The organism is Streptomyces marinisediminis, assembly GCF_026262575.1.
Taxonomy (GTDB): domain Bacteria; phylum Actinomycetota; class Actinomycetes; order Streptomycetales; family Streptomycetaceae; genus Streptomyces; species Streptomyces marinisediminis.
In genome coordinates this window covers 16,608-38,797 of sequence record NZ_JAPKFL010000006.1, presented here as the reverse complement: position 1 = coordinate 38,797, position 22,190 = coordinate 16,608, and the positions used below count along the sequence as shown (strand labels likewise).

At 77.4% G+C, this 22,190-nt stretch carries 15 protein-coding genes; 2 read left to right on the top strand and 13 right to left on the bottom strand.

Features of this window, described 5'->3' with window-relative positions; all coding sequences use genetic code 11:
• Window positions 1-70 precede the first annotated feature (70 nt).
• The 13 genes from OSB71_RS06700 to OSB71_RS06640 all read right to left on the bottom strand — a co-directional run bounded on the left by OSB71_RS06700 (window position 71) and on the right by OSB71_RS06640 (window position 19,064).
• A complete protein-coding gene (locus tag OSB71_RS06700) occupies window positions 71-946 on the bottom strand; it encodes a hypothetical protein (RefSeq protein WP_265945279.1) in 876 nt (291 codons plus the stop codon).
• On the bottom strand, window positions 940-2,082 hold the full coding sequence (locus OSB71_RS06695; protein WP_265945277.1) for a type VII secretion protein EccE: 1,143 nt from the start codon (window positions 2,080-2,082) through the stop codon (window positions 940-942). The genes OSB71_RS06700 and OSB71_RS06695 overlap by 7 nt, the downstream gene beginning before the upstream one ends.
• On the bottom strand, window positions 2,079-3,656 hold the full coding sequence (gene eccB, locus OSB71_RS06690) for a type VII secretion protein EccB (protein ID WP_265945275.1): 1,578 nt from the start codon (window positions 3,654-3,656) through the stop codon (window positions 2,079-2,081). Before eccB ends, OSB71_RS06695 begins: the two co-directional genes overlap by 4 nt.
• A gap of 56 nt (window positions 3,657-3,712) precedes the next feature.
• Window positions 3,713-5,182, bottom strand: a complete 1,470-nt coding sequence (locus OSB71_RS06685; RefSeq protein WP_265945273.1) for a S8 family serine peptidase — start codon at window positions 5,180-5,182, stop codon at window positions 3,713-3,715.
• Window positions 5,179-6,687 carry a type VII secretion integral membrane protein EccD gene (gene eccD, locus OSB71_RS06680; protein ID WP_265945271.1) on the bottom strand — a complete coding sequence of 503 codons (1,509 nt, stop codon included), beginning with the start codon at window positions 6,685-6,687 and terminating at the stop codon, window positions 5,179-5,181. Before eccD ends, OSB71_RS06685 begins: the two co-directional genes overlap by 4 nt.
• A 34-nt stretch (window positions 6,688-6,721) precedes the next feature.
• Window positions 6,722-10,735 (bottom strand): type VII secretion protein EccCa, encoded by a 4,014-nt coding sequence (gene eccCa, locus OSB71_RS06675; protein ID WP_265945269.1) that lies wholly within the window; start codon window positions 10,733-10,735, stop codon window positions 6,722-6,724.
• A 122-nt stretch (window positions 10,736-10,857) separates the two neighbouring features.
• On the bottom strand, window positions 10,858-13,167 hold the full coding sequence (locus OSB71_RS06670; RefSeq protein ID WP_265945267.1) for a putative alpha/beta hydrolase: 2,310 nt from the start codon (window positions 13,165-13,167) through the stop codon (window positions 10,858-10,860).
• A gap of 70 nt (window positions 13,168-13,237) precedes the next feature.
• A complete protein-coding gene (locus OSB71_RS06665; RefSeq protein ID WP_265945265.1) occupies window positions 13,238-13,585 on the bottom strand; it encodes a hypothetical protein in 348 nt (115 codons plus the stop codon).
• A 10-nt stretch (window positions 13,586-13,595) separates the two neighbouring features.
• The gene (locus OSB71_RS06660) at window positions 13,596-14,969 is read right to left on the bottom strand and encodes a hypothetical protein (RefSeq protein ID WP_265945263.1); all 1,374 of its coding nucleotides are present in this window, start codon (window positions 14,967-14,969) and stop codon (window positions 13,596-13,598) included.
• Entirely contained in the window at window positions 14,966-15,310 is a 345-nt protein-coding gene (locus tag OSB71_RS06655; protein ID WP_265945261.1) for a hypothetical protein, read from the bottom strand. The genes OSB71_RS06660 and OSB71_RS06655 overlap by 4 nt, the downstream gene beginning before the upstream one ends.
• Window positions 15,311-15,353: 43 nt before the next feature.
• Window positions 15,354-15,656, bottom strand: coding sequence for a hypothetical protein (locus tag OSB71_RS06650; protein WP_265945259.1), 303 nt, complete (start codon window positions 15,654-15,656; stop codon window positions 15,354-15,356).
• Between the two features lie 84 nt (window positions 15,657-15,740).
• Window positions 15,741-16,070, bottom strand: a complete 330-nt coding sequence (locus OSB71_RS06645; protein ID WP_265945257.1) for an aliphatic sulfonate ABC transporter substrate-binding protein — start codon at window positions 16,068-16,070, stop codon at window positions 15,741-15,743.
• 159 nt (window positions 16,071-16,229) lie between these two features.
• Window positions 16,230-19,064 carry an AfsR/SARP family transcriptional regulator gene (locus OSB71_RS06640; RefSeq protein ID WP_265945255.1) on the bottom strand — a complete coding sequence of 945 codons (2,835 nt, stop codon included), beginning with the start codon at window positions 19,062-19,064 and terminating at the stop codon, window positions 16,230-16,232.
• A gap of 831 nt (window positions 19,065-19,895) precedes the next feature.
• On the opposite strand from OSB71_RS06640, the gene OSB71_RS06635 reads away from it, so the two are divergent.
• Together OSB71_RS06635 and OSB71_RS06630 are read left to right on the top strand one after the other, a co-directional pair.
• Window positions 19,896-20,474 (top strand): carbonic anhydrase, encoded by a 579-nt coding sequence (locus OSB71_RS06635; protein ID WP_265945253.1) that lies wholly within the window; start codon window positions 19,896-19,898, stop codon window positions 20,472-20,474.
• A 17-nt stretch (window positions 20,475-20,491) separates the two neighbouring features.
• Window positions 20,492-21,967, top strand: a complete 1,476-nt coding sequence (locus OSB71_RS06630; protein WP_265945251.1) for a SulP family inorganic anion transporter — start codon at window positions 20,492-20,494, stop codon at window positions 21,965-21,967.
• Window positions 21,968-22,190: the final 223 nt, after the last annotated feature.

The window sequence follows — 22,190 nt, the reverse complement described above, 5'->3', positions numbered from 1 at the left end:
TTTCCCGTGCAGACCGCGGCCGTGTCGCGCGGATAGTGATCGGGAAGGGTACGCGCCGCGGGCCCGCGCGTCACGGCGGCGTCAGCAACGCGGTCTCCCCGGGGGCGATGTCCAGCCGCAGCACGTCCGTGCCGCCGGGCCGGAACAGCGCCACCTCGCCCTGCGCCAGCGCGCCCACGACGCGGCCGGCCGGCGTGCCGAGCACCGGCGTGACGGCGTCCGCGTACCTGGCGTCCAGCACCAGGACGGCGTCCAGCCGCTGCCAGTGCCGGGAGCGGGCGGGCGGGCGCCGGGTGACGTGCACGACCGTGCTCCAGGGCCCGTCGGCCGCGGTGGCCGCCGGCGGGGTGCGCAGGTCCGTCACCAGGGCGCGCGGCCCGGCTCCCACCCCGGGCGGGGTCCCCGGCGCACCCGGGGGGCCGCCCGCGTCCCCGGTGACCTGGAGCCGGTCGCCGCAGGCCGCCCGCAGCGGCGTCCACAGGGACGGACTGCGGGTCGCGGCGGTCACCGCGGCGCCGACGGCGACCAGCCGGCAGGCCAGCAGGCGACCGAACAGCGACTCCCCCAACACGCCGACGCGGGTGCCGCCGGGGCCGAGGCCGGGCAGGGCGACGGGGGCGCCCTGCCGGTCGGTGCCCAGGTGGATGCCGCCGGGCGCGTCGCGCAGGGCGAAGGGGGCGGGCGCGGACGGTCCGGCGGCCCGCGGCGTGCTGCCGGTCGTCCAGCGGGCGGCGGGGAGCACGCCGAGTGCGGGCAGGGCGCCGGAGCGCTGGGCGGTCGACCGGGCTCCGCGGGCCCGCCCGGGGCGAGCGCGCCGCCGCCCCCGCGGGGGGCTCGGCGGCTCCGGGGCCCCGGAGCGCTGCCCGGGGGCTCCGGCCGCGTCCGGCGCGGTGACGGGCGGGGTGCGCGGGGTGCGCGGAGTGGTCGTCCGGAAGGGGTTCAGCACGCGTCGGCCTCCGTCGCGAAGCCCGTGGCCGCCGCGAGCGACCGGGGCGGGTGGGCCAGGGGCAGGGTGGCGGCCAGGCCGGTGCGCTGCTCCCCCGTCAGCGCCCGCAGGGGGCCGTGTTCCAGCAGGCGGTCGCGGATCTCCGCCGCGCGCTGCGGCACGCTGTCCACGAGCCGCAGCGCCGCGCGCACCTCCGGGTGGCCGCCCGCGCGGCTGACCGTCGCGGCGGCCACGGTGCGCTCGGTGCCGCCGAGGGCCGCGCCCGCCGCCGTCAGCAGCCCGGCCCAGTCCTCGGCGGTGGCGACGTGGGCGGCCAGGGTGCAGTGGGTGGAGCCGTGGGCCGTGAAGCTGTCGGGCAGTTCCTGGCTGCTGCCGCCTCCGCCCGGGTCGCCGGGGCCGCGCAGCAGTTCGCGCAGGGCGGCGGCGGACAGCGGTTCGGCGGGGACGTGGGCGGCGGCGAGGCGGGCCCGCAGCCGGGCCGTCGCGCCCACCAGCGCGGCGCGGGCGCCGGGCGCGCCGCCGCCGCGGGCCTCGGCCACCTCGGGGGCCTCCCAGGGCTCGTACCGCAGGACGAGGTGGGCGCGCACGGCGACCGGGGCGTGCGCCCGGGGCAGGTGGCGGTAGGCGAGGGTGGGCTCGAAGCGCCGGTGGAAGTCCCAGGCGGGCAGCCCGAACTGCTCGACGAGGAGTTGGACGGCGGCGGGCCGGGCGGCGTCCCGGGCGAGCCAGTCGTCCAGCAGGCCGACGGGCAGGTCGGGCAGCGTCCGCGGCGGCAGGGCCAGGGCGGCGGCGTACCCGCGTCCGTCGCACAGCACGCCCAGGGGCGGCCCGTTGCGCCCGGTGGCTTCGCCGACCTCCAGCGCGGGGAGGAGCGTGGCGGCGAGCCCGAGGTCCGGGTCCGGCCGCTCGACGCCGTCCGGGGCGAAGGCGTCACGGCGCAGCCGTGCGGCCAGGTGGGCGTCGGCCCAGCGACCGCGCAGCCGCAGCAGGCCGGCCGTGGCCGTGGCGACGCCGGCGGCGGCCAGGGCCCACCGCTGGGGGCCGTCCAGCGCGGCGGCCGCCAGGCCGCAGCCGAGCGCGGTCTGCACCGCCACGACCCGGGCCCTGCCGAACCCCCGCCGGGTGCTCGTCGTCATGCCGCCTCCCCTTCGCCTTCGCCGCCGGCGCTTTCGCCGGAGCCGCCCGGGCCGTCCCCGGCGCCGCCCGGGCCGTCCGCCTCGCCCGGGCCGTCCGCGTCCCGCGCGCCGCCGTCCCCGGCCTCCCCGTCCGCGCCGCCGCCCGGCGGGGCGCCGCCGGGTTCCCCGGTGTCCGCGCTTCCCCGGTGCTCCACCGCGGCGGCCCGGGGGTCGAGGACCGGCCCGTGCGGCAGCAGGGCGACGTAGCTCCTGGGCACCGCCGGGGCCTCGCCGGGGGCGTAGCGCAGCCGCTCGACGGCCTCCGGGGAGGCGAACGCGTACGCGGTGCCGCCGTCGGTGACGAGGGTGTAGGTGCCGCCTGTCCCCGCCGACGCGGTGGCCCGCACCACGGCGCCCCGGCCCGGCGGGACGTAGACGGCGTCCAGCTCCCCGAGCGCGCTCCCGTCGGCCGGGGCGACGGGGGCGAGCCCGGGCGGCTCCGGCAGGCGTTCGGGCAGGTGGACGGTGGCCTCCCAGGGGGCGTCCCCCGGTGCGGAGCCGGGCGGCGTGGTGACGCACAGCGGCTGGTTGCGGTCCGGCGCGGTGGCCTCGGGCAGCCGCTCGGGCCAGGCCGGGTCGCCGGGTGGCCGGTCGCCGGAACGGGGCGCGGAGGCCGCCTGGGCGGGGGTGAGTTCGTGCTCGGTGACCTCGGTGGTGCGCAGCAGGGTGTAGACGAGTTCGGAGACCGACACGAGCCCGTCGGGACGCACGAGGTAGTACTGCGGGTTGACGCCACCGAGGTCGCTGTGGGCCAGGTCCCCGACGGCCGCGGGCACCGGCAGCGGCGCGTCGGGGGCCGCCCCGCGGGGGTTGTCGGGTGTGCTGATGGCCGGGGCCTCGGGCACGGTGGCCAGGAGGGTGTCGCTCAGGGGGACGCGTTCGGCGCGCTGGAGTCCGAGGGCGTCGCCGATGCCTTCCGCGAGCCGGTACCGGCGCCCCTCGGCCAGCAGCCACAGGGTGTTCCCCGGCGACCTGGTGAGGACGGTGGCCGAGGCGCGCGGGCCGCGCCGGGCGGGCGGCGGCGCGGCACCCGGCACGCCGACGTACAGGTGCGTGCGGGCGTCCGCCCGGCCGTCCGCGGCCGGGACCGCGCACACCGTCCACGGGTCGTCGCTCAGGTCGCCGGCGCCGGGCAGCGCGTCGGGCGCGGCGGGGATGCCCAGGGGCAGGCCGCGGGGGGCGTCCGCCAGGGCGTCGGGGCGGACCTCGGTCAGCTTGCCGCCGCCGACCAGCAGCGCCGAGGAGAGGTTGAGCGCCGGGTGGACGGTGCCGTCGCTGACGACGTAGCGGTCGCCGCTGCCGCTGACCACGACGGCGCCGTTGCCGGGCAGGTCGGGGCCGTCGCCGCCGCCGAGCCAGCCCGCGATGCCGAACCCGGCCATGATGAGGATGCCCACGGCGACGCCGCCGGCCAGCGAGCGGTGCAGGCGGCGCCGGGGGTCGTGCAGCGCCTCGTCGGCGCCGCGCAGCAGGCTGGTGGTCTGGCGCCGGTTCTCGTAGGCGTGGGACTCGGCCTGTTCTCGTGTCGTGGCCATGTACCGGTTTCCTGTGGGTCGTGTCCGCGCTCGGCGGGGCTGGGGGCGCGGGCGGGTCAGCGGGGTCGGCGGGCCGCGCCGGGTGGGGGGCGGCGCTGGTCGTCGGGGCGTGCGGGGCGGGGGGCGAGCCGGTCCAGGGCGGCGGCCGCCGGATGGCGCGTGGGCGCGTGGGCGCGCCGCGCCGCGCCCGGACGCCGCCGCGCGCCCGGGGGCGGCGCCCCGGCGCGCCCCGGCCGCCAGCCGCGGGCCGCGGCGCGCCGCACGGCGGGGGCGCCGAGCAGGGTCAGGCAGACGGTGAGCAGCAGGCCGCCGCTCCAGGCCAGGGCGGTCGCCGCGGTGGGGCCGAGCGGCGGCTCCCCGCGCGGCAGGGCCTGGACGGGGACGGCTCCGGGGTGGCCCGCCTCGTCGTCCGGGGACCCGGCGGCCCCCAGGTGGGTCAGGGCGGCGAAGGGGTCGACGACGCCGGCCCCGGTGCGGTCGTCCCGGGCGCCGCCGGCCGGGGCGGCGGAGTCCACCAGGCGCCGGACGACCTCCGGGGCGGCCAGGCCGGGGAAGCGGCTGCGCAGGAGGGCGGCGGCCCCGGCGACCTGGGGCGCGGCGAAGCTGGTGCCGCTGACCCGCTGGTACCCGGCGCCGCCGGGGGCGAGGGCGAGCTCGGCGTCGCCGTAGGCGGCCAGGTCCACCCAGTCGCCCCGGTTGGAGCGCTCGACGGGGCGTCCCTCCGCGTCCACGGCGCCGACGGCGAGGACGCCCGCGTAGGCGGCCGGGTAGGTGCGCGCGTCCGCCGTGCCCTCGTTCCCGGCGGCCGCGACCACCACGACGTCCGCGGCGACCGCCCGGGCGACGGCCTCGCGCACCGGCGGGCGGTCGACGGGCAGGGCGAAGGAGAGGTTGAGCACGGTGGCTCCGGCGGCCACGGCGGCGTCGATGGCGGCGGCGAGCGTACGGCCGGTGGCGCGGTCGACGCCGTCCACGATCCGCACCGGGTAGACGCGGGCGCCCGGGGCGACGCCGGTCACGCGCGGCTCGCCGTCCCGGCGGGCGGCGACGAGCCCGGCGACGGCGGTGCCGTGGCCCGCGCAGTCCAGGTGCGGCGCGCGCGGCGACTGCCGCCGGAACTCCTCGGCGGAGCGGACGGTGACGAACTCCGCCCCCTCGGCCACGGCGCCCGACAGCTCCGGGTGCCGCCCGTCCACCCCGGAGTCCACGACGCCGACGGTGACGCCGGTGCCGTCGGCGAGGTCCCAGGCCTGCGGCAGTCCGAGCCGCTCGGCCAGGGTGCGGCCGGGCAGCGTCCCGGGCAGCTCGGCGCCCTCCCGCGGGGGTGAGGAGCAGGCGGTGTCCACCCGCCCCGGGCCCGGGGCGGCCTGCGCCGACGGGGTGCTGCCCGGCACCGGCGGGGGCACCGCGACGAGTGCGGCGGTGAGCGCGGCGGTGAGCGCGACCGCGCGCACGGCGGGCCGCGCGGGGCGGACCGCCGCGCCCCGCGCGGTGGGTCGGCGCCGCCGCACCGCTCGCCCGCTCACGCGCGCAGCTCCAGCAGGGTGACGTAGACGTCCCACACCGCGAGCACCAGTGGCACCGCCGCGAGCAGCAGGAGCGTCTCCAGCACGTCCAGGGTCCGCGCCAGCCGGGGGTTCAGGGTGCGCCGCCCGCTGAGGACGGCCACGGCGCAGGCGGTCAGCGCCACCAGCAGGCAGACCGGCAGCACGACGCCCAGCAGCGGCACCGTCTCCCCCGTGCGGCCGCCGACGGCGACGACCACGGCGCCGACCGCGACGACGAGCCCGGCGGCGAGCGCGGCGCCGACCGGCACGGCCTCCCGGAACAGCCGGGCCCGCAGCAGCAGGAGCACCCCCAGCGCGCCGGCCAGCACGGACGGCCACAGCTCGCCGGAGGCCAGCAGGAACAGGGCCCCGGCGGCGGTGACCGCGAAGCTGCCGGTGAGCAGTCCGCCGAGCAGGCGGCGGGCGCGGTCCACGCGGCGGCGCAGCCGCTCGTGCCCCATCGGTGCGGGCAGCGCCTCCAGCTCCTCGGCGTCGGCGGCCAGGTGCGGTCCGGGGACGTGGGCCGCGCGCAGGGCGAGGGCGGGCAGGAACGGGGTGGCGGCCAGGGCGAGCGGCGCCGCGATGGCCGCCGCCCGGGTGGGCCCGGTGGCCCACACGGTGGCCACCAGCGCGCCGGGGGCGGCCAGCGCCCCGGCGGTGACCAGGGCCGCGAACGTGCCGTCGCCGCCGCCGACCAGCAGCGGTCCCGCGGCGCCGAGCACCGCGATCACCGCGCAGACGAGCAGCAGGTGCGCCGCGCCCGGCTCCCCGCCGAGCAGGGTGGCGGCGGACACGGCGGCCAGGGGCGCGGCCAGCACGGCGGTGCAGGTGCCGGCGGCCACGTCGGCGAAGGCCCGCGAGACCAGGGCGGCCAGGCCGAGCGTCAGCAGGGCGGCCGCCAGCCCGAGCAGGGCCGCGAGCAGGCCGGGGGCGGCGGCGAGCGCGGCGGCCGCGCCCAGCGCCGCGGCCGCGGCGAAGGCGGCGGCGCCCCGGCGCACGCCGGTCGTCGGCCACGGGGTGCGCACGGCGTGCCCGGCGATGACCTCGACCACGTCGTCGTAGAGCGGCTCGGTGGTGTCCTCGGTGCCGTGGGCGAGGAAGAGCAGGTCGCCCTCGTGGACGTCCTGGGCGGCCAGCGGCAGGGCGCCGTCCAGCCGGGTGCCGTCGGCGCGGCGCAGCACCCAGCCGCCGTGCGCGACACCGCCGTCGGGGCCGATCTCCTCCCCGGCGTGCCGCACGAGGGCGGGCATCAGCCGGGCCAGCGGCACGCCGTGGGGGACGGCGAGGTCGGCGCGGCTGCGCGGGCCGGCCAGGGCGACGCGGCAGAACTCGCCGCCGGGCGGCCCGCCGCGCTCGTGCGCCGCCGCGCCGGGGCGGGCGGCGGGCCCCGACGCGGGGGCGGGGGCGGGTGGGGGTGCGGCGGCCCCGGCCGGGCGCGGGGCGGCCGGGCCGGTGGGGGCGGGGGCGTGACTGCCTGGGTTCATCGTGGTGTTCGTCCCGTTCGCGTCGGAGCGGCCGTCAGGGGAGCCGGGGGGCGTCCAGCCGGGCGAGCTGGACGGGGGTGGTGCCGAGCCGCCGGTGCAGGAGCAGGCCGCGGCCCTTCTTGCGCTTGGCCGAGCGCTGGCCCCAGATGGCGGGCTCGTCCTTGGGGACGCTCAGCAGCACGCCGGGCCAGTTCAGCTCCCGGGCCCGGCCGAGCACCGGGTCGCCGCTGGCCCGGGCCGCCCCGCCGGCCTGCCGGGCGAGGTAGAGGTGCAGTCCGACGGCGCGGGCCTGCGGCAAGAACTCCGCCAGCGGGCGCAGCGGGTTGCCCGCCGAGGTGGCCACCAGGTCGTAGTCGTCCACGACGAGGTAGATGTCCGGCCCGCTCCACCAGGAGCGGGCGCGCAGCTCCTCGGGGGTCACGTCCGGGCCGGGCAGCCGCTTGCGGAAGCCCTCGACGAGCCCGGCGACGATCTCGGCCGACGTCTCGTGGTTGGTGGCGTAGCCCAGGAGGCTGTCGCCGTCGAACTCCTTGAGCATCGTCATCCGGTAGTCGAAGAGGACGACCTTGGCCCGCGGCGGCTCCCAGGTGTCGACGACCTGCCGGACGACGGAGCGCAGCAGCGCCGTCTTGCCGGTCTCGCTGTCCCCGACGAGGAGCAGCCCGTGGTCCTCGCCGGGCCGGAAGACGACGGGTTCGAGCCGGTTGCCCTCGACGCCCACGACCACGCCGGGCGGATCCTCGGCGGTGCCGCGCGGCACGGGGAGCCGGTCGTGCGGGCAGGTGTCGGGGAGCATGCGCACGGTCGGGGCGGACGGTCCCGGCCAGGCCCGCGCGACGCGGCGCACCAGGTCGGTGACGCCGTCGGCGAGGTCGGCGTCGGTGTGCCGGCCGTCGATGCGCGGCACGGCGGCCAGGAAGTGCAGCTTGTCTGGGGTCAGGCCGCGCCCCGGGCGGTCGGCCGGGACGGCGCGCTGGAGCTTGCGGTCGACCTCGGAGTCCAGCGCGTCGCCGAGCTTGAGCTCGATCTTGGTGCCGATCAGGTCGCGCAGCCCCATGCGCAGGTCCAGCCAGCGGTTGCCGCTGACGACGAGGTGGACGCCGTAGGTCAGCATGCGCCCGGCGACGGCCATGAGGGCGGTCTCCAGGTCCGGGTAGGTCTGGCGCAGCACCTGCCAGCCGTCCACGACGAGGAACACGTCGCCGAAGGGGTCGTCGGCCACGCGGCCCTCGGCGCGCAGGCGGCGGTAGTCGGCCATGGAGTCCACGCCGAGGTCGCGGAAGCGCAGCTCGCGCTGTTCGAGGACCTCCAGCACCTCGGCGACGGTGCGGTTGACGGCCTCGGGGTCCAGCCGTCCGGCCACGCCGCCCACGTGCGGCAGGCCGCCCAGGGCGAAGAGGGTGCCGGAGAAGTCCAGGCAGAAGAACTGCGCCTCGGCCGGGGTGTGCCGCAGGGCGAGGGAGGCCAGCAGGCAGCGCAACGCCGTGGACTTGCCGCTGCGCGGGCCGCCGACGACCGCGACGTGCCCGCCCGCGCCCGAGAGGTCCAGGGTCAGCGGGTCGCGGCGCTGGTGGAAGGGGCGGTCGACGGTGCCGACGACGGCGTGCAGCGCGGGCCCGGTGGGCGCGGTGCCCAGGCCGCGGCCCTCGCGCACGGCGAGGTCGGGGTGGAGGGCGTCCAGCGGGTCCGGCTCCTCCAGCGGCGGCTGCCACACCTGGTGGGCCTGGGCGCCGCGGCCGACGAGCTGGTCGGCCATGACGCTGAGCACGGTGGTGCGCAGGTCGTCGTCCTCGGCGAACTCGTCGTCGGCCAGGTCGGCGGCCGGCTGCGGCTCGGCGCGCAGGTCGGCGGGCACGGGCACGTAGGCGGCCGGGAACCGCCGGACGTCGACGGGGCCGCCGAGGGCGGCGCGGCCGCGGGTGTCGTCGGTGCGGTGGGCCCCGGAGACGTAGGCGGCGCGGAACCGCTTGAGCGTGGCCATGTCGGTGCGCAGGTAGCCGTGGCCGGGGGCGTTGGGCAGGTGGTGGGCGTCGGTGACGCCGATGGCGGTGCGGCTCTCCTGCTCGGAGAAGGTGCGCAGGCCGATGCGGTAGGACAGGTGGGCCTCCAGGCCGCGCAGCCGTCCCTCGTCCAGCCGTTGGGAGGCCAGCAGCAGGTGCAGCCCCAGCGAGCGGCCCAGCCGGCCGATCTGCACGAACAGCTCGGCGAAGTCCGGCTTTTGGGCGAGGAGTTCGGAGAACTCGTCGACGACGATGAACAGGCTCGGCAGCGGTGGCAGGTCGGCGCCGCGCTGCCGGGCACGCTCGTAGTCGCGTACGGAGACGAGGTTGCCCGCGTCGCGCAGCACCTCCTGGCGGCGGTTCATCTCCCCGGAGAGGGCCTCGCGCATGCGGTCGACGAGGGAGAGGTCGTCCTCCAGGTTGGTGATGACGGCGGCGACGTGCGGCAGGTCGGCCATGCCGGCGAAGGTGGCGCCGCCCTTGAAGTCGACGAGCACGAAGTTGAGCTGCTCGGGGGCGTGGGTCGCGGCCATCGCCAGGACCAGGGTGCGCAGCAGCTCGGACTTGCCGGAGCCGGTGGCACCCACGAGCAGGCCGTGCGGGCCCATGCCGTTCTGCGCCGACTCCTTGATGTCCAGGTCCAGCACGCCGCCGTCCGCCAGGAGGCCGATCGGCACCCGCAGCCGGTCGCGCATCGGGCGGGGCCGCCACAGCGTCTCCAGGTCCAGGTGGCCGGCGTCGCGCACGCCCAGCAGGCCGGGCAGGGTGGTGTCGGCGGTGTCCAGGTCCTCGGACTGGACGGTCTTCGCGTCCAGCCGGTGTCCGGCGAGCTGCTGGGCCAGCGCCTCCGCCTCGGCGGTGCTCAGCGCGTCGGCGGTGCCCAGGGCGTCGGTGCTGTCGCCGCTGTGCACGGCGAGCGCGTCGCCCCGGACGTCCAGCCGCACCCCGTGCGCCTCGGCGACGGCGGCGGCGCGGCCGTCGAGGTCGATGACGGTCACGCCCTGGAGCCCGTCGGGGTCGAGCACGGCCTCGGAGCCGATGGCCAGGCCACCGTCCAGGACGACCAGGAGCTGCGGCACGTCCGGGTCGGGCGCGGCGTCGCGGCTGAAGCGGGTGCGGCGGCTGAGCTCGGCGCCGAGCATGTCCTCCAGGCCGGCCAGGCTCTGGTGGACCATGCGGACCGGGCCCGCGTGGTCCACCTCGCCGGGGTGGTGGGCGTGCGGCAGCCACTTGACCCACCCCCACTCGGGCCCGTCGGGGTTGCGGGTGCACACCAGCACGCGCAGGTCGCGCGGGGCGTGGAAGGTGACCGCCTGGGCGATGACCGCCCGGGCGAGCGCCCGCGCGGCGTCGCCTGCGCGGGCGGGCCCGGCGCCACCGGTGTCCTCGGCCCCGCCCCCGTCGTCTCCGTCCGCGCCGACGGGGCCGGTGGTGCCCGCACCGCCGGCGGTGCCGTCGGCGTCGCCGGTGCACGACAGGCAGGCGAAGCGGCGCAGCGCGAGCTGCACCGGCAGGTCGGGGACGACCGAGTGGACGTCGATGAAGCGCTTGAGCGCGACGGCGCTGAGCGGGTCGAGGTCCTCCACCGGCGCGGACTCCCCCGGCACCAGCGGTGTGGCCAGGTACCGGGGTCCGGACCCGATGCGCACGACGCCGAAGTCCTCGTCGCCCGCCCGGCGTTCCCACAGCCGCCTGCTGGCCGCCACGGCCCACAGCGTGTCCGGTTCGGGGCCGCTCCAGAGCAGCGCGGCCCGCTGCGCCTTCGCGGTGCGCCGCACCTGTGCCCGCGTGCGCTCCAGGTAGCGCAGGTAGTCCCGGCGCTCGGCGCGCGCCTGCCCCGTGGACTGGCCGCGCTGCCGCAGCAGCGAACCGGCCACCATGGCCAGCGAGGACACCAGGAACATCGTGCCGACGATGTACCCGATCGGCCCGCGGCCCATCGTCAGCATGTACAGCACCGACCCGAGGCCGCTCAGCGCGGGCAGCGCGGTGAGCCACACGTTGTTGTTCGGGTCCGGCTGCGGGATGACCGGCGGGGCCTTCAGCACGACGTCCCCCTGCGGGACGCTGGGCCCGGCCGCGCGCGCGGGGCGCCGGAAGGTGGTGGTGGGGGACGTCTGGCCGGCGCCTGAGCGGACGGGGGCCGGGGACGGGTACGCGCGGGCCGGCATCAGGAGTCCGCGGAGGAGTCGTCGTCCCGGTTCTCCGGGGCGAACTCGTCGACGAGAACCAGGTCGTTGCGCGTGCCGTAGAAGAGCTGCGCGTCCCAGCCGGTCTCCGCCGCGGCGAGCCGGGTCAGGAAGTCGTCGTCCGTGTAGTCGACCGGTACGCCGCCGTCCAGCCCGGGCAGGCCGTACTCCCGCGCGGCTGCGGTCGCCTGCTCGTCCCCGGCGGCGATGGCGGCCTCCACGATGATGTGGCGCCCGGCGCGCCCCTGGTCGATGATCTGGTCGTACTGGCTGGCGTCGTAGATGTCGTCCGCGTCCTTCACCGGCAGCGGCACCATGCCGGTGACCAGGCCGTTGGCGATGCCCGCCCAGCCGGAGGCGTCCCCGATCGGGCCGCTGGCCTTGCCCAGCGCCGCGAAGGCGGCGGCTGAGCCGGCGCGCCAGATGCGGTCCACCTGGGCGGCGGCCTTGTCGGCGTCGCCCACCTCCTGGAGCTGGTGCGCGAGCATCTCGTGTTCGAGGGCGCCGTGCAGCGTGCCCAGGTGCGTGAGCATGTTGTTGATCCCGGCCTCGCGCATGTGGTCGTTGCTGAACGCCTCGTAGGCGAGCTGGTGGGTGAAGGCGTCCACCCCGCCGGTGAACGTCTCCTGCGCCTCCTCCTCGGTCCTGGCGATGTAGGCGAAGAGCTGCTGCCGCTCCTCCGCGCTGAGGGTGAAACCCGTCATCTCGTTGCCGAAGACGTCGATGCGCCCGCCGTCGTCGGTGCCCGTGCTGGTCAGCGAGTCCATGTACCACACGCCGACGTCCGCGACGGCCGACTCCAGCGCCAGGCCGTGCTTGTCCGCGTAGAGGTCCGGGTCCTGGGCGACCGTCGCCACGACGTTGCGGGCCGCGTCCGCCTGCGCCTGGGTGGGGCCGTCGGCACCGGGCTGGGTGGCCGCTCTGACGACGTTCGACGCGCCGGTGCCCTCGTCCGTCCAGTCCAGGCCGAGGACGAGCCGCGCGCGTTCCCCGTCGCCCATGATCTCGGTGGTGGCGTCGGCGTTCCGGGAGGCGAGGGTCAGCAGCGTGCCCGCTCCGTCCAGGTCGGTGCCGAAGTCGCCGCCCATCGTGAAGCCCTCGTACAGCCGCTGGTTGCTGGTGGCGGTCTCCACGAGGAGGTCGGCGAACTCGTCCGGGGGCACGACGGAGGCGTGTCCCATCAGGGCGCCGAACGCGTTGAAGCCCTCGACGTCCTCCAGGAAGTCGTCCAGGGTGGTCTCCACCTCCAGCACGTCGTCGCCGAGGAAGGGCCGCACCGAGGAGGGCCGGTCCGGCCACGAGGCCATGACCCCGCCCGCGAGTGCCTCCTGCGCGGAGGCGTACGCGCCGCCCTCCAGTTGTCCCATGGCCGCCAGGGCGTCCGGTGAGAGGGTGTCGAAGTAGTGCTTGAGGTACTCCCGTTCCGCTTCGGTCAAGGCGTCCACGTCCAGGGGCCGCCCGTCCTGGCCGATGCGGTCGAGGATGGTGTCCAGGGACGTGGTGTAGCGCTCGACCGCGTCGGGGTCGGGGTTCTCCCGGCCCAGTTCGACCTCGAGCTGGGTGGCCTCGTACTCGGCCCGGCCGTCGGAGTACCAGACCTCGACCGGGGTGTCGCCGACGTCGTAGCCCTCCGCCGCCAGCCGCGCCTCCCGGTTGTCCAGGAAGGCGTAGTAGTCGTCCAGCGCCTGCGTCATGCGGTCGTGGACGCCGGCCGCGTACTCCCCGGCCCGCTCGGTGTACTCCTCCTCGACGGCCGCGCGGACCTCCGCGCGGGGGAAGGTGGACGCCTCGGCCGTCCACTCCCGTCCCTCCCAGGAGACGCGGTAGAGCTGGTCCCCCGGGAGGTCCGCGAGGCCCTCGAGCAGCGCGTCGACCTCCTGGTTGGCCTGGCTGGCGTACCACTCGCGCCAGTACTCCAGGCCCATCTCCCCGTCGATGGAGTCACCGAGGTAGGTGCGCACGGCCGCCATCTCGTCCTCGATCTCCCCGAGCGTCTTGGAGACCTCGCGCAGCGCGCCCTCGCCCAGTTCCGCGTACGTCTGCTCCAGGTGCGCCGCGCCCTCGTCGTAGATGGCGTTGCCGCCCCGGTTGCCCGCGCGCTCCTCCAGGTCGGAGGCGTACTCGGCCACGGAGCCGGTCTCCTGGGCCTCCTCGGCACCGTTCTTGAAGATGCCCGACAGCTCGCCCACCATCTCCGGGTCGGTGTCCAGCTCGAAGTTCTCCCGGAGTTCGTACGGGTCGCAGCCCGCGGCCTCGATCAAGGCCGCCTTGGTGATGGTGAAGTCAGCCATGAGCGGGGTTCCTGGGTGTTCGGTGGGAAGAGCGGAGAAGCGAGGGGCGGGGGCGTGGGTGGGGCCGGGGTCACATGCCGTCGGCGACGGCCCGGCTGACCGCGCTGCCGGAGGGCGCGCGCAGGGCCTGGTGCGCGCGGTCGTCGGTCTCCTCGCCGAGATCGGCGGCGAGCGACCCGCCCTCGCCCACGCCGTCCCGCAGCTCCTGGGCGCGCCGGACGGCGCGGGCGCGGGAGCCGGTACCGGCGTTGAGCCCGCCGGTGAAGCCGCTCGCGCGGGCGCCGCCGAAGTGGGTGCTGGCGGCGCTGGTGCCGCTCAGGCGGCGCGAGAGGCCGTCGGCCACCTCGGCCGCCTCGTGGTTGTGGCGGGCGCTGGTGCGGAACTGCTCGGGCAGGTAGTCCAGTTCGCCGTCGTCCATGGGTGTGCTCCTACTCGCCCAGTACGCCGCCGGTCGCCTGGCCGCGGGGGCGCCAGACGGCGGGGTCTTCGGTCAGGTCGGTGCGCCGGCCGGCGTGGGCGCTGCGCTCGGTACGGGCCGCGGAGCGCGCCGCGCCGGGCGCCGGCGGCGGGGTGGGGCCGGTGAGCCGGTGGCGGGCGGCGGCGTCGGCGGCGCGGGGGCGCCAGGTGGACGCCGGCGCGCCGGCCGGGGCGGGACGCCTCACCCCCGTGGAGGCGCCCTGCCGGCCCGGCGCACCGCCGGACGCACCGGCGCCCGGGGGTGGCACATAGGGGCGGCCGCCCTGGGCGGCCTCGCGGGCGGCGTACCGCGCCGCGACGTCGGCCCGCCGCCCCAGGTGCTGCGCGGCCTGGCGCGCCACCTGCTGCCGCGCGGGCCCGGCGTGCGCGATGCCGGGCGGCACGGTGCCGCCGTAGAGCCCGCCGAAGACGGCCTGCGGACCGCCGCCGCCCCCGCCCACGGCGGCCAGGCCCACGCCCGCGGGCCCGGCCAGCGGGCCGGGACCGCCGCCCAGCCCGGCCAGCCGGGTGGCGTACTCGGTGACCTCGCCGAACGGCCGTCCCGTCACCGGGTCGATCCAGCGCCCGGAGACGGTGTCGAACTCCCGGCCGGTGGCGGGATCGACCAGGTAGCCGGTGCCGGGCGAGCGGACCCAGCCGGCGAAGTCCCCGCTCTCCGGGCCGACGATGCTGGAGTGCGGATAGGAACCCGCGCCCACCTGGCTGCCGTTGGGCGCACCGACGTAGGACGCGGGCTGCGCGAGGCCGTCCGCGCCCGCCCCGGCCGCCCGGGGAGCCCCGCCGCCCGGTGCACCGCCGGAGGCCGACCCGACCTCCGGGGCCGCCGGGGCGTTGCCGCCGGTCACCATCGCGTAGAGGGAGTTGAGCTCGTCGAGGTAGCCGTCGGCCCGGTCGGCGAGCTGGGCCATGCGCCCCGAGTGCATGGCCACGCCCTGGTCGGCGCGGATCCAGCCGTGGTTGGCCGCGTCCTCGGCCTTGGCGTCGCGCGCCTCCTCCTGGGCCGCGTACTCGCGTTCCAGGTCCAGGGCCGCCTCGGCGATCTGCGCGGTGCCGTCCCCGGCGACCTGGAGCTGGCGGGCGATGGTCAGGGCGACCGCGCCCGCGTCGGCGCCCCAGCCGCCCACCCGGTCCAGCCGCTCGGCCAGGTCCACCAGGCCGACACCGGGCTCGGCGGTGGCGTCCTCGGAGATGCTCCGCAGCCGGTCGTTGCTCTGCGTGGCCGCTCCGGCCAGCGCCGTCCACGCGCCGGCGGCGGCGCGCATGCGGTACTCGTTGGGGCTCAGGAGCGCGTCGATGGTGCTGTGGAAGCCGTCGGCCATGCTCACACCACCTGGTTCGGTCCGCTCACCGGGGGCGCCATCCGCATCTGGAAGGCGACCTCCTCGTCGGTCAGCTCGGCGATCTGGGCCGCGGTGCCGGCGTTGCCCGCGATGTTCTCCACCGAGATCCCGGCCCGCTCCAGCTCGGTCAGCAGGCCCGCGGCGGCCTCCGCGAGCGCCGCCTCGGCCTGGGCCCCGTTGGCCACCGTGCCGAAGACTCCTTCGACCGAGGCGATCTCGACGAACCGCTCCTGCATCGCCGACAGCCCCGCCAGCGACGCCGCGCCCCGCTGGGTGTCGTGGAGCTGGTCGGCGTTGTGGTGTTCGGTGCCGTCCCCCGTGGTCATGCCCTGCTCTCCCTCCGCGTCACGGTCGTGCGGTGCGCACCGTTCAGAGCCGGGCGGCGCGGCGCATGTTCGCCCCGCCCTCGGCGGCGATCTCGCGCGTCTGGCCGACGGCGCTGTTCTGCATGCCCAGGTCCTCGACGTAGCGGTTGACGTCGCGCACGTACTGCTCGTTGCGCTCGCTGAGGACGCCGGCCAGGCCCGCGTCGATCTCGCCCTCGGGGAAGAGCGCCTCGATGCGGGTCATGACGTCGGCCCAGATCTCGTTGCACACCTCGATCTGGTCCCGCCCGATGGTCTGGATGTCGCTCAGGCCGACGTCGCTGTACTGGTAGTGCCCGTCGCTCATGGGTGTCTCCGTGTGCTCCTGCGTCCGGTGGAACGGTGGCCCGGTGGCCTTGTCTTGACGTGCTCGCGGGTGCGCGGGCCCGCGTCAGCCCTGCATGCCGAGGGTGATCGAGCTGGCGCCGCGGTGCATGGCCTCCTGCGCCGCCTGGTCCGTCTCGTGCCCGTGCTCGCCGGTGAGGCCCAGGTCGTCCTTCAGCCCCTTGAGCGCGTCGCTGAGCGCGGTGCCGGCGCCGGCCAGGTTGCCGTAGCTGTCCATGGCCGTCGCGGTGCCCGAGCCCCGGTAGGCGACGGAGATGGCGTCGCCCTGGGCGCCGATGGTCTTGGCCGACTGCGCCATGCGGTCGAAGGCGTCGGCGACGATGCCCTCGATCTCCTTGAGTCGGCCGGTGCTGACATTGACGTCGTACTCGGACACGGTGCTGCGACCCCTCTCCTGGTTTCCGTTCCCCGCGGCACGCGCCCGCCAGCGGCGGGCGCCCCACTGACGGTAGGGGCCGCCCGTATCAGCGGCGTATCAGCGTGCGCGGCCGGGCCCGCCGGGCCGGTTTCGGTCCGGCGGGACGCGCGGCGGAGGTCAGTCCGGCAGGACGGGCGCCGAGGACGAGCCGCCCTCGTCGAGCAGGCTGGTCAGGGACGCGGCCTCCCGGGAGTTGAGGTCGCCCAGCAGGCTGCGGGCGCGGGCCTCGGCGTGCCGGGCCTGCTCCGTGCGGCCCAGCCGGGAGAGGGCGACGCTGAGCTGGGCGTGCAGCTCCGAGACCTGGAAGGAGTCGAAGGGCTGCTCGGCGGCGTGCGCCAGACCCCGGTCGGCCCAGCGCGCCGCCTCCTCGTACTCCCCGCCCGCCAGGTGGCACTCGGCGATCACCGAGGCGATGGAGGCCAGGTGGTAGACGTAGGGGGCCTCCTGGTAGGTGGTGCGCAGCAGCTCCAGCGCCACGTCGCGCTCGCCGAGTTGGAAGCGGCAGCGGGCGAGGTTGTTGAGCGCCGAGTAGCGCACCTCGTGGCCGCACGCCTGGGCCTCCGCCACCACGGCCGTCGCGGTCGCCACCGCCTCGGGCAGCCGCCCGGACATGGCCAGGCACGGGATGAGGTTGTTGCGGGTGGTCAGCCCCTCGGTCAGCTCGCCCAGTTCGTGCAGGATGCGGGTGCTGCGGGTGAGCAGGTCGCAGCCGCGCTCGCCGTCCCCGCGCTGGCCGGCCGCCTTGCCGAGCTGGCCGAGCGCCACGGCCTGGGCGAAGCGGTCCGCGCGGCGCTCCCCGGCCCGCAGCACGGCCGAGCAGATCCGCTCCTGCGCCCGCCAGGTGAGGCGCACCACGAAGTAGGTGTCCAGGGCCCGGCAGGCTTCCAGCGCGAACTGCGGCAGCGGCCACGGCGCGGCGTCGAACTCCGCGGCCGAGAGCTGCTCGGACAGGGCCAGGACGTCGTCCAGCGCCCCGTCCACCCACCGCATCGCCTCGTCGGTGCGCTCGAAGGAGCGGCCCGCGGGGAAGCGGGCCGCGCCGTCGCGGTAGCGCTGCCGGAAGTCCACGGGCACGGACAGCGGGGCGTTGGCGCGGTACAGCGACCCCAGGTACCAGCGGGTCAGCCCGCGCAGGGCGGTGTGCGTGCGGGCGGCCGGGACGGTGGCGGCCCGGCTCACGGCGGCGGCCCGGACCAGGTCGTGCAGGGCGTAGGCCCCGGGGCGGTCGCTGCTGGTGATCTGGGCGTCCGTCAGCCGTTCGAGCGCCTCGCGCACGTCGGCGGGCGGCCGGCCGCTCAGCGCGGCGGCGGTGGGCACGCTGTAGGTGGTGACGGCGGCGGCGCCCAGCAGGGGGAACAGGTCCGCGGCACGCTGGTCCACCGGGTCGTCGGCGGCGGCGAGCTGTTCGATGCTGAGCATGAGGCTGGCGCGGGCGTCGACGTCGGCGGTGACCAGCTCGTCCAGCCGGCCGCGTTCGTCGCGCAGGACGGCGTTCCAGTCGCGGATGCTCCAGCGGGGCCGGGCGGCCAGCCGCGTCGCCATGATGCGCAGCGCCAGGGGCAGCCGTCCGCACAGGGCGACCAGTTCCTCCCAGTCGGCCTGCTCGCCGGTCTCGGCGGGCCGCCCGGAGACGGTGCGCACCAGGGCCACGGCGTCGGCGGTGCTCAGGGCGTCCAGGTGCAGGTGCTGGGCGTGGGGGACGTCGGTGAGCACGGCGCGGCTGGTGACGAGCGCGGCGGCGCCGGGCGCGGTGGGCAGCAGCGGGGCGAGCCGCGCGCGGTCCACCGCGTTGTCGAGCACCACCAGGGTCGGGCGGGCGGCGAGCCGGTCGTGGTAGAGCCGCAGCGCCTCGTCGGTCTCCTGCGGCACCTCGGACCGGTCGACGCCGAGTGCGTCCAGCAGGGCGTGCAGGGCGTCGACGGTCTCCAGCGGTGCCCGGCGCGGGTCGGCGCCGCGCAGGTCGACGTGGCACAGCCCGCCGGGGAAGCGGGAGGCGACCTCGTGCGCGGCGCGGATGGCCAGGGCCGACTTGCCGACGCCGCCGGGGCCGTCGATCAGGCACACCACCGGGGCGTCCCGCGCCCCGGTCAGCCGCTCGCGCAGCCGGGCCAGTTCGAGCGCGCGGGCGACGAACGAGGCGGTGGAGGCGGGGAAGGCGGACGCGGGGGCCCGCGGCGCGGGCGCGGCGACGGCCGTGCCGCCTGAGCGGGGCGCGGCCAGGGCCGGGTCGTCGCGCAGGATGGCCTGTTCCAGCGCACGGGTCTCGGCGCCGGGCTCGATGGCCAGTTCCTCGACGAGTTCACGGCGGGCGTCCTGGTAGACGCCGAGGGCCTCCGCGGTGCGGCCGCAGCGGTGCAGGGCGAGCATGAGCTGCCGGGTGAGCCGCTCGCGCAGCCGGTGGCGGCGGGCGGCGGAGCCGAGTTCGTCGACGACGGCCTCGTGGTTGCCGAGGGCCAGTTCCAGGTCGAAGCGCTCCTCGGTCGCGGTCAGGTGCAGCTCCTCCAGGCGGGGCTGCTCCCGGGCGCGCAGCGGGCAGTCGGGCAGGTCGGCCAGCGGCGTGCCGCGCCACAGCCCCAGCGCCTCCCGCAGCAGGACGACGGCCTCGCACGGAGCGGTCTTGGTCAGCTCCCGGGACCGCAGCAGCAGGCCGCGGAACCGCCCGAGGTCGGTCTCCTCCGGCGCCGCGACGAGCTGGTAGCCGCCGGGGACGGTGCGGATGCGCTCCTCGCGCACCAGTTTGCGCAAGCGCATGACGTAGTTGCGCAGCACGGTGCGCGCGTTGGCCGGGACCCGCTCGCCCCACAGCTCGTCGACCAGCTCGTCCCCCGGGACCAGCCGCCCGGCCCGCAGCACGAGGGCAGCCAGCAGGGACCGCAGCATGGGCGCCGATACGGCACCCCGCTCCCCCTGTTCGCCCTGGACGGTCACGGAGCCGAGCACGCCGAACTCCACGGGACACCTCCACCCCCGGCCGGCCGCCCGCCAACGGCCGGCTCCATGTGCTTGCGGGAACAGCTCGCGCGCGGAGTGTGGCGGGTCGCCACGACTCTACGCAAAGCCGTGCGCGGGGTGGCCACCGACCTGTGACGGGTGCGTGAGGAACGTCGCGGCGTTCCCGCATGGTTCCCTCACACGGCCGGTGGTCCTCGGCCCCCCGCATCCTGCCAGACCCGCGCCCGGTCCGCCCGTCCCGCGGACTCCTCCGGACGGCGCCCCGGGCGGCACCGGGCGGGGGCCGGGAACTCGCGGGGCCAGAGCGGCGGGTGGTACCGGGGTGCCGGGGCGGTGATCCGGAAGGAACGGTTCACGCCACCGGACCCGCGCTTTTCAGGCGCTCTCCACGCCAGGCCGCCGCGATGGCGCGCGCAAGCGGCTTTGCAGGGTTAATGTGTTTCTTGACCAGCAATTGACCAACGCTTGGTCCCGGTGTGACGTACGGAACCGCGTGGAGGAAAACGCATGCCCCGAGGTACTGCCTCCCGGACTGCGCCCGTTGACCGCCCCACGCCTCCCCTCGCCCGCACCGCCGCCCCGGCGTCCGCACCCGCGCACGCCTGCGCCGACGCCGCGTCCGGCGCCCCCCACCCGGGGGCCGGACACGGCGCGGGAGACCCGCGCCGCGAGCCGACCGGACCCGGCACCGCCGCGCGGGCCCGCACCTCCAGACCGGCCGGGCGGACCCCGGCCGGCCCCCGGCCCGTCCGCCGCTGACGGCGGGCCCCGGCCCGCCCGCTGTGTGCACCCGACGCGCCCCCCTCACGACGCGCCAGGAGGACAGACGACATGCGCCCCTTCGTCCACCAAGCCCGGGCCCACGGGCAACATCCCGAGAAGTTCGCGGCGTACGCCGAAGGCCAGTCCCCGCAAGCCCTCTTCATCACCTGCTCCGACTCCCGCGTCGTGCCCGCCCTCATCACGGGCGCCGGGCCGGGACAGCTCTTCGAGCTGCGCACCGCGGGCAACATCGTGCCCCCGTACGCGCCCGAACGGCCCGCCGGGGAGGTGGCCACCATCGAGTACGCCGTGGCGGTGCTCGGCGTGGCGCACGTCGTCGTGTGCGGGCACTCGCACTGCGGCGCCGTGGGCGCCCTCGTCCGCGGCGACGACCTGGGCGCCGTGCCGGCGGTCCGGGAGTGGCTGCGTCACGCCACCGCGCGCCCCTCCGGGGAGGCGGGCGACCCGAGCCTGGCCGCACCCGTGCAGGACCACGTCCTGACCCAAGTGCGGCGCCTGCGCTCCTACCCGTGCGTGGCCGCTCGGCTCGACGCCGGTGAACTGGAGCTGCACGCCTGGTACTACGAGGTGCACACCGGCGCCGTCCTGGCCCACCGCCCGGACAGCGGCGCCTTCGAGGCGCTGTGAAAGGGGGCACGAGGACGATGGCCGCGCGTGGCGCCGCCATAGCGCGGTTCCCCCATTTACGACAGGACGCCGCCGCCTCGCTGGTGGTCTTCCTGGTCGCGCTCCCGCTGTGCGTCGGGGTGGCCGTCGCCTCCGGTGTCCCGGCGGAACTCGGCCTGGTCACCGGGATCGTCGGGGGCATCGTCACCGGCCTCATGCCGGGCAGCAGCCTCCAGGTCTCCGGCCCCGCGGCGGGGCTGACCGTGCTGGTCCTCGCCGCCGTCACCCAGTTCGGGCTGCCCGCGCTGGGGGTGCTGGTGCTCGCGGCCGGGCTGCTCCAGCTCGCGATGGGCGCGCTCGGGCTCGGCCGCTGGTTCCGGGCCATCTCCCTGTCCGTGGTCGAGGGCATGCTCGCCGGCATCGGCCTGGTCATCATCGCCGGCCAGCTCTACGCGGCGGCGGGCCTGCCCGCGCCGGAGACCGGCATCGGCAAGGTGGCCGGCCTGCCGGGAGCGGTCGTCGACGCCGTGGGCAGCGCCGCGTCGCTGGCCTCGCTCGCGGTCGGCGCGGGGACCGTCGCCGTCCTCGTGCTGTGGAAGCGGATGCCGCGGCGGGCCCGGGTGGTGCCCGGCGCCCTCGCCGCGGTGCTGCTGGCCTCCGTGGTCTCGGCCGTCTGCGCGCTGCCGGTCGCCACGGTGGAGGTAAGCGGTCTGCTCGGCGTGATCCAGCCGCCCGGGGCGGACGCCTTCGGAGAGCTGGCCAACCCGGCCTTCCTGGGCACCATCGTCGCCTTCACGCTGATCGCCTCCGCGGAGAGCCTGTTCAGCGCGGCGGCCGTGGACCGCATGCACGACGGTCCGCGCACCCGGTACGACAAGGAGCTGATGGCCCAGGGCGCGGGCAACACGGTCTGCGGCGTGCTCGGCGCGCTGCCGATGACGGCGGTGATCGTGCGCAGCTCCGCCAACGTCCAGGCGGGGGCGCGGACCAAGGCGTCCCGCGTGCTGCACGGCGTGTGGCTGCTGGCGTTCGCGGCCCTGCTGCCCGCCGTGCTGGCCCTGATCCCGATTCCGGCCCTCGCCGGCGTCCTCGTGCACGCGGGCTGGAAGCTGATCCCGTTCCGCCAGGTGGCCGCGCTGTGGCGGGGCAACCGGGGCGAGGCGCTGATCCTCGTGGCCACGGCCGTGTCGATCGTCGCGATCAACATGTTCGAGGGCGTGCTGATCGGCCTGGCCCTGTCCATCGTCAAGACCGCGTGGGAGGCCTCGCACGTCAAGCTGGAGGTCGTCGACAAGGGCGCCGGGCCGGTCCAGGCGTACCTGACGGGCAACGCGACCTTCCTGCGGCTGCCGAAGATCCTGGACAGCCTGGAGGCGCTCCCCCACGACCGGCCGGTCGAGCTGGACCTGACCGGCCTGCACCACGTGGACCACGCCTGCCGCACGGCACTGGTGAACTGGGCCGAACGGCACGGCGCGCCGGGCACCGACCCGGCCCGCATCCAGGCGGCCTGAGCGACGTGCCCCGGTGGGCCCGGGTCCCCGCGGGGGCCCGGGCCCACCGGGCGGTCCGCTGCGGGTGGGCCGGGGGCGCGTACGGGCCGCCGGGAGACGGTCCCGCGGGCGCCGCCCGCCGGAGGCGACGGCGTGCCGCTCGTCCGCCCGCCGAACGGCGGGCGGACGAGCGGCTGGGCAGGGGCAGGCGGGAGCGAGGCCGGGGCGGGCGGACCCCGAGGGG

Coding starts and splice junctions, on each gene's coding strand:
- OSB71_RS06695 (WP_265945277.1), bottom strand. CDS start 2,082: ATGACGACGAGCACCCGGCGGGGGTTCGGCAGGGCCCGGGTCGTGGCG.
- eccB (WP_265945275.1), bottom strand. CDS start 3,656: ATGGCCACGACACGAGAACAGGCCGAGTCCCACGCCTACGAGAACCGG.
- eccD (WP_265945271.1), bottom strand. CDS start 6,687: ATGAACCCAGGCAGTCACGCCCCCGCCCCCACCGGCCCGGCCGCCCCG.
- OSB71_RS06670 (WP_265945267.1), bottom strand. CDS start 13,167: ATGGCTGACTTCACCATCACCAAGGCGGCCTTGATCGAGGCCGCGGGC.
- OSB71_RS06665 (WP_265945265.1), bottom strand. CDS start 13,585: ATGGACGACGGCGAACTGGACTACCTGCCCGAGCAGTTCCGCACCAGC.
- OSB71_RS06655 (WP_265945261.1), bottom strand. CDS start 15,310: ATGACCACGGGGGACGGCACCGAACACCACAACGCCGACCAGCTCCAC.
- OSB71_RS06650 (WP_265945259.1), bottom strand. CDS start 15,656: ATGAGCGACGGGCACTACCAGTACAGCGACGTCGGCCTGAGCGACATC.
- OSB71_RS06635 (WP_265945253.1), top strand. CDS start 19,896: ATGCGCCCCTTCGTCCACCAAGCCCGGGCCCACGGGCAACATCCCGAG.
- OSB71_RS06630 (WP_265945251.1), top strand. CDS start 20,492: ATGGCCGCGCGTGGCGCCGCCATAGCGCGGTTCCCCCATTTACGACAG.